This window comes from Sandarakinorhabdus sp. (assembly GCF_031430775.1).
Taxonomy (GTDB): domain Bacteria; phylum Pseudomonadota; class Alphaproteobacteria; order Sphingomonadales; family Sphingomonadaceae; genus Sandarakinorhabdus.
In genome coordinates, this window is record NZ_JANPCD010000137.1 from 1 (window position 1) to 6,867 (window position 6,867).

At 66.2% G+C, this 6,867-nt stretch carries 5 protein-coding genes; 4 read left to right on the forward strand and 1 reads right to left on the reverse strand.

All coding sequences use genetic code 11. The annotated features are described in order from the left end of the window. Positions 1 to 152 precede the first annotated feature (152 nt). The 4 genes from RMQ73_RS08565 (at position 153) to RMQ73_RS08580 (ending at position 5,844) form a co-directional block, all read left to right on the forward strand. On the forward strand, positions 153 to 368 hold the full coding sequence (locus tag RMQ73_RS08565; protein ID WP_310497731.1) for a DUF2093 domain-containing protein: 216 nt from the start codon (positions 153 to 155) through the stop codon (positions 366 to 368). Continuing rightward, complete coding sequence (locus RMQ73_RS08570) at positions 365 to 1,258, forward strand: M23 family metallopeptidase (protein ID WP_310497732.1); 894 nt, start codon at positions 365 to 367, stop codon at positions 1,256 to 1,258. The genes RMQ73_RS08565 and RMQ73_RS08570 overlap by 4 nt, the downstream gene beginning before the upstream one ends. After that, on the forward strand, positions 1,255 to 2,439 hold the full coding sequence (locus tag RMQ73_RS08575; RefSeq protein WP_310497733.1) for an aspartyl/asparaginyl beta-hydroxylase domain-containing protein: 1,185 nt from the start codon (positions 1,255 to 1,257) through the stop codon (positions 2,437 to 2,439). The genes RMQ73_RS08570 and RMQ73_RS08575 overlap by 4 nt, the downstream gene beginning before the upstream one ends. A gap of 282 nt (positions 2,440 to 2,721) precedes the next feature. Then, positions 2,722 to 5,844, forward strand: coding sequence for a TonB-dependent receptor domain-containing protein (locus RMQ73_RS08580; protein WP_409049853.1), 3,123 nt, complete (start codon positions 2,722 to 2,724; stop codon positions 5,842 to 5,844). A 319-nt stretch (positions 5,845 to 6,163) separates the two neighbouring features. Here the strand turns inward: RMQ73_RS08580 and RMQ73_RS08585 are convergent. Beyond that, the coding region (locus RMQ73_RS08585) for a hypothetical protein (RefSeq protein WP_310497734.1) at positions 6,164 to 6,867 on the reverse strand (704 nt) is incomplete at its 5' end.

Genomic DNA, 6,867 nt, shown 5'->3' on the forward strand with positions numbered 1-6,867 from the left:
GCGCGCGGCTACGCGCTGGTGCTGGCGCCGGATGGCCGGCTGGTGGCCGGCGCGGCGGACGCAGGCGCACAATCCCACTTGACCATTCGCTTCGCCGATGGCGAAACACGGGTGACGCCGGGCCATGGCCCCAGCCAGGGAAAACTGTTTTGATGCTCGATACGCTTGGGCGGCCGGCGCGGCTGCGATATCTGTCCGGATCCTACCAGATCGTCAGCCCCGGCGATTATGTGGTGTGCGCCGTGACCGGCAAGCGCATCACGCTGACGGCGCTGCGGTATTGGAGCAGCGAATTCCAGGAAGCCTATTTCGATGCGGCAACCGCAACGGCGCGCTATGCCGACATGCGTAGCGCCGGGCGAATTTGAAGCCGCGCCTGTTCTTGATGGCCGGCTCGGCCACGGCCGGGGCAGCGGCGCTGGCGGCGGCGCTGCTGCTGAATGCGGCGGCGCCCGTGCCGCTGGAGATCAAGGCGCCCCTGATGGCGCATCAAGGCGATGTCGTGCGGGCCAAGCTGCCCGCGAACGGCCACGACCTCAAGCTCGATGGCCGTGCGGTGCCACTGGAGGCCGATGGCCGCTTCATGATCGGCATCGACCGCGATGCCGGCCCGGCGGCGCTGCTGACATGGATCACCGCCGATGGCCGCACTGCGCGCTGGCCGGTCAGCGTGGAACCGCGCCCCTGGGACATCGACGTGCTGCCGGCGCGGCTGGCGTACAATGGCCCGCCCAATCCGGAATATGACGCGATGCGCGAGGCCGAAGTGGCCCTGATCCGCACCGCCCGCACCGAAATCTCGCCCTGGCCGTTCTGGAGCGCGACTGTGAAAATGCCGGTAACGGGGCGCATTTCCGGCGTCTATGGCTCGCAGCGCGTCTATGGCGACAAGCCGGCGGCGCCCCATGCCGGGCTGGATATCGCAGCGCCGGCGGGCACGCCGATCAAGGCGCCGATCCCCGGCATCGTGCGGCTGGCGCAGGGGCCGTTCACGCTGGAAGGCAATGTCATCATCCTCGACCATGGCCGGGGGCTGTATTCATCCTACCTGCATCTCTCGCGCATCGATGTGAAGCCGGGGCAGATCATCCGGCAGGGCGATATCATGGGCGCCATCGGCACCACCGGGCGTTCCACGGGCCCGCATCTGCACTGGGCGATGACATGGCACGGCGTGCGGGTGGACCCGGCGTCGATGTTGCAGCCGGGCACGCTTCGGCCGCCGGGCACGCTGCCGGAAGCAAAGGCCAATTCATGACGTCACCCGCCGATCCCGCACAGCTCAACAGCATCGGCATGGCCGCCCTGGGGCGCGGTGATGCCGCCGCCGCCATCACGGCGCTGACGGCTGCCACAACGGCCGATCCGGCTGCCGCCATCCTCTGGTACAACCTGTCCAACGCGCACGGACTGGCCGGGGATGCCGTTGCCCAAAGCGAGGCGCTGGACAGCGCGCTGGAGCGCGATCCGTTCATGGAACATGCGCTGCTGGCCAAGGGCCGGTTGCAGGAATCCATCGGCGATGTCGCCGGGGCGATTTTCCATTATCAGCGGCTGGTGGCGGCGGTGAACCCGGCGGCGCCGATGGGGCCGGGCTTTGCCGCCGGGCTGGGCCATGCCAAAAAGATGCTGGAGGCCGAATCCGCCCGCCTGAGCGACCAGATCGGCGCCGCCATGGACGCGGCGCTGGCAGCGGCGCCGCAAGAGGACGCCGCGCGCATGACCAACGCCATCGAAGTGGCGCTGGGCCGCCGCCGGTCCTATGTGCAGCAGCCATTGGTGTTCGATTACCCCGGCCTGCCGCCCGACCAGTATTTTGCCCGCCGGCATTTCCCCTGGCTCGAACAGCTTGAGGCCGCCACCCCCGTCATCCGCGCCGAATTGCAGGCGCTGCTGGATTCCGGCGGCGAAGGCTTTGCGCCTTATGTCGCCTATCCGCGCGGCGCGCCGGTGAACCAATGGGCCGCGCTGAACCACAAGGACGCCTGGGCGGCGCAATTCCTGATCGAGCATGGCGAGAACCGGCCGCTGCGCGAACGCTGCCCGCAGACCGCCGCCGTGATCGACGCCCTGCCGCTGTTCGACGTGCCGGGGCGCGGGCCGGTGGCGTTTTTCTCGCTGCTCAAGGCCGGCGCCCATATTCCGCCCCACACCGGTGCGACCAATATCCGGTCCATCGTGCATCTGCCGCTGATCGTGCCGCCGGGCTGCTGGTTCCGGGTCGGCAATGAAACACGGGCGTGGGAGGAGGGCCGCGCGCTCGTGTTCGACGACACCATCGAACATGAGGCGATGAACCCCAGCGGCGAATTGCGCGCGATTCTGATCATCGATGCCTGGAACCCGCATCTGTCGATGGCGGAACGCGACCTGCTGCGCCAGTATATGACGGCGCTGGACGCGGCCGGGCGCGGCCGGACATGGCGCGGCGCCAACTGAAGCGCCCCACTGAGACACATTGCGCCGTTGGGCAATTTTATTGCGGGAATGTCATAAAGTTGTTGCCGTGTTGCAACAGTTGCGGGCGGAAAGCCTTTCGAAACCCTGTGCATGCTTTACACACCGGCGCGCTTTCCACACAAGGAGCACAGGTCCGAAAAGGACTAGCGGTGCGCTGCTGAGGGGCAGGTCACGTTGTCAGGGGTGGAAAGTTCCGATGGAACCGTCCTGCCTGGCAACGCGTAACGCGCAGACATATTTTTCCAGAAGAAGGATGCTAACGTGAAGCTCACCAACACTTCCCAACGGCGGAGCGCGCTCAAGGGCAGCGCAGCGACCCTGGTCCTGGCGATGCTGGCTGTGCCGGGCGTCGCCTTCGCACAGGCCGCAACGACCGCAGCGGCAGATGTTGCCGATGACGAAGGCACGATCGTCGTCACCGGCTCGCTGATCAAGAACCCCAACCTGATCTCGGCACAGCCGGTCACGGTCACCACGGCCGACACCATCGCCCTGCGCGGTTCGAACGTCGCCGAAGAAGTGCTGCGTGACATTCCCGGCAACGTCCCGAGCATCGGTTCGGCGGTCAACAACGGCAACGGCGGCGCCAGCTTCGTCGATCTTCGCGGCATCGGCACCAACCGCAACCTCGTGCTGCTCGACGGCGTGCGTATCGCACCGGCCGGCCTCGGCGGCGCAGTCGATCTGAACAACATCCCGCTGGCGCTGGTCGAACGTGTCGACTCGCTGACCGGCGGCGCAGTGACCACCTATGGCGCCGACGCCATCTCGGGTGTCGTCAACTTCGTCATCAAGCAGAACTTCACCGGTGTTGATCTTCAGCTGTCGAACGGCCTCACGGAACGCGGCGACGGCAACCGTTTCCGCGCCGATCTGACCGTTGGTGGCAGCTTCGATGATGGCAAGGGCAATGCTGTCCTGTCCGTCGGCTACCAGAAGTGGGACCCGGTCTATCAGGGCGCCCGTCCGTTCTCGGTTTTCGGTGTTGATTCCTACACCGGCGGCCCCGGTGGTTCGGGCACGGCCATTCCGGGTCGCTTCACCAACACCCGCGGCCTTCAGGCCGATGGCCAGATCAGCCGCACTCCGGCCTTCTCCATCGTCGGCTTCACCGAAGGCGAAGGCGGCGGTCGCCCGATCCTCGCGCCGAACCCGGCCGGTCAGAACAACCCCGGATTCCGTCAGGTCAATGCTGCCGGCGCCGGTGTGCCGCAGTTCTCGACCTTCAACTTCAACCCGTACAACATCTTCCAGACGCCGTTCGAACGCTTCAACATCTATGGCCAGGCCAATTACCAGGTCAGCGATGCGATCGAGTTCTACACGCGCGGCATGTTCAGCCGGAACACCGTCAGCACGATCATCGCCCCGTCGGGCGTGTTCAGCTCGGAAGTGACCATTCCGCTGTCCAACCCGTTCCTGCCGGCCGCGCTGCGCAACCAGTTCTGCGCTCGCAACGTCGCCCCGGTCACCTCGGGCGTCAACGCCGCTGGCCAGCCGCTCGCCGGCCAGGCCACCTACACGCCGTTCCTGACGCCGGAACAATGCGCTGCTGCTGCTGTCGCCACCAGCCCGAGCGATCCAAATTATCGCACGGTCAACAGCACGCTCGGCCGCCGCACCACGGAATACGGCCCGCGCATCAGCGAATATGTCACGACCTACTTCGATTATCGCGCCGGTGTGCGCGGTGCGATCACCAGCGCCATCAACTGGGATCTGGCGGGTTCGTACGGCGTGTCGGAAAACGTCCAGACGCTGCAGAACTACACGCTCACGTCGCGAGTCCGCCAGTCGCTGCTCGCCACCAACACCACGTCGTGCCTGCCCGGCACGTCGGCTGGCTGCGTGCCCACCAACTGGTTCGGTCCGGCTGGCTCGATCAGCGAAGCGTCCAAGGCCTTCAACACCGGTGAAAGCACGTCGCGCATCCGCACGACGCTGGCACAGGTTCGCGGCCTCGTTTCGGGTGACCTCGGCATCGCTTCGCCGGGTGCAACCGACACCATCAACTTCGCCCTTGGTGCCGAATATCGCGCCTACACCGCCACGCAGCGTTCGGACCTTCTGGCCCAGACGGCTGGTGAACTCGGCGGCGCCGGCGGCGCCAACCCGAACATCACCGGCGGTTACAACGTCAAGGAAGTGTACGGCGAACTCGTGGTGCCGTTGCTGCAGGACAAGCCGCTCGTCGAAGACCTGACCCTGTCGGGCGGCGCGCGTTATTCGTCCTACAACGTCAACGCACCGTCGAACCCGAGCTACAGCACCTTCACCTGGAAGGTCGATGGTTCGTGGACCGTGGTGCAGGGTGTCAAGTTCCGCGCCAACTACAGCCGCGCTGTTCGTGCCCCGAACATCAACGAACTGTTCTCGCCGCTGAACACCGGCCTCACCAGCCTGGGTCTCGACCCCTGCGCCGGTGCCGCTCCGGTGGCCAATTCGAACCTGCGCGCAGTCTGCATTGCGCAGGGTGCATCGCCGGGCCAGATCGGTTCGATCGAAAACCCGACCGCAGCACAGGCCAACCTGACGTCGGGCGGCAACCTCAACCTCCGTCCGGAAATCGCCAACACCTGGAGCATCGGTACGGTTCTGCAGCCGTCCTTCATTCCCGGCCTGGCGCTGACGGTCGATTACTACAACATCACCATCAACGGCGCCGTGTCGTCCAAGCTGCCGGGTGACGTCGTCACCGATTGCTTCGGTACGGCTCCGGGCTATGCGCTGGCCAACGTCAACAACCCGGCCTGCGCCTTCCTTGGTCGTAACCCGGCCACGGGCGGCCTTGACGGTGACCCGTCGACCACCCGCGGTCTCATCACGCAGCTGTCGAACCTCGGCCGCATCGCTACCTCGGGTATCGATGCCACGGCGAGCTATTCGACCGATCTCGGCTTTGCCAAGCTCGGCGTGATCGCCAACGCCAACTACACGATCAGCCAGAAGTTCCAGGCAACGCCGACTTCGCTGAACCGTGAGTGCGTCGGCTTCTACTCGACCAACTGCTCGTTCACCGGCTCGCTCCAGCCGAAGTTCCAGTCATCGCTGCGCACGACGTTCGGCTTTGACAGCTTCGACATCTCGGGCGTGTGGCGTCACGTCTCCGGCTTCCAGCAGGAACCGACGGATGCAGCAGAAAACGGTGCTTACCTGCCGGCATACGCCAAGATCGGTTCGTTCGATTACTTCGACCTGACCGGCCGCTTCAACATCATGTCGAACCTGACCATCCTGCTGACGGTCAGCAACCTGTTCGACAAGCAGCCCCCGGTTGTCGGTGCTTCGGCTGGTTCGGTCGCCTTCAACAGCGGCAACACCTACCCGTCGACCTACGATCCGCTGGGTCGCCGCTACAACATGCAGGTCAACGTCCGCTTCTAAGCAGACGGCCCATCGGGCAAAGAAGAAGGGGGCGGGCCGCAAGGTCCGCCCTTTTTCTGTGTGCGGTGTTTTGGGGGCTGGCCCTCCACTCCGTCATCCCCGCGAAGGCGGGGATCCATCTCCCGAACGCCGGCGCGCATGGGCCGGCGGCGGCACCAGTGCGGGCACATTCAGGCGATGGATCCCCGCCTTCGCGGGGATGACGGCAGGGGGCGAGGGACGACGGCAGGGGGCGAGGGATGACGACGCAGGGTCAGGGACGACGGCGCCGGGTCAAGGATGACGGCGTCTGCTGGCTGCCCACAGCGCCGCCCTGCACTCAGGCGATCAGCGGTCTCGGCAGGTCCATCGGCACGCCCGACGCCTGTGCGACCGCGAGGGTCCAGGCGGTGACCTTGGCGATCTCGTCGGCATGAGCCGCTTCGAGCGCTTGCACGGCCAGCCGGTCTTCGGCAGAAAACGCCGTGCCCGACTTGGAATGGCGGGTAAACGCCGGGCCAGCCACGATGGCCGGCACATCAAGGGCCAGCCCGAACAGCCGCGCCAGCCCGGTCATCGCCGGCAAGGGATTTGCCATCAGCGATTCTGAATCGATGCAGGCCACCCGGCCCTCAAAGCGCGCCGCCATGCCGGCAAACAGCGCCTGCTGCGCCAGCCAGCCCATGGCAGCGACTTGCAGGTCGGTCTGGCCGAGATAATCGTCGCCGGAAAAGCCGAAACGGTGCTGGCCTTCCTTGAGTTGCTTGGTCAGCAGATCGCGCACCCATAGCCGCCCGGTCATGCCCTTGCGGGCGATGGAGCCGAGATAGACCGGCAGCGGCGCATGCAGCAGCAGCGCCCGCGCGCCCCGCACCAGCTGCATCATCGCGGTGGCGAAGCCGTTCACGACAGTCGACGGTTTGATGACCACCGCCTCGGCCGGCGCAAACGGCCGCGCCAGCAGCGCGAGCGCGGCAACGAGCCCGGGGCCAAGCTGCGCTCCGCCGCAGCCGCGATGCTGCCAGCCGACGATGTCGATGAGGA